A 468-nucleotide genomic window follows, 5' to 3' on the forward strand; every position below is an offset into this window, starting at 1 on the left:
CAATGGTATCATCCAATTCTGGCATGACTTCAACTGATGTGAAGGATGTATGGCGACGTTTAGCTGAGTCGAATGGCGAGATCCGTACCAAACGGTGAACGCCCATTTCAGATTTCAACAAGCCATAGGCATGCGGTCCTTCAAAAGACAAGGTAACAGATTTAATCCCAGCCTCGTCTCCTGCCTGATAGTCCAAGACTTCCACCTTGAAGCCATGAGCATTTCCGAAGCGGGTATACATCCGAAGAAGCATATCTCCCCAGTCCTGAGCCTCAGTACCACCAGATCCCGGATGGATTTCCAAGATTGCATTATTATTATCATAGGGTTCTGATAAGAGAAGCGTCATCTCATAACTGGTCATCATCTTATCCAACTCTGTCAACTTCTCTTCTAGCTCTTCGTGAACGGATTCATCTTCTGAGAGAAACTCAAGAAGGATTTCGGATTCATCAGACAAGTCTGTCA

General features: G+C 45.3%; 1 protein-coding gene. It reads right to left on the reverse strand.

Annotated elements, in window-relative coordinates:
* The coding region (locus ACLOR3_RS07680) for a PCRF domain-containing protein (RefSeq protein WP_412037133.1) at window positions 1-468 on the reverse strand (468 nt) is incomplete at both ends.

The organism is Streptococcus intestinihominis (assembly GCF_046824975.1).
GTDB lineage: Bacteria > Bacillota > Bacilli > Lactobacillales > Streptococcaceae > Streptococcus.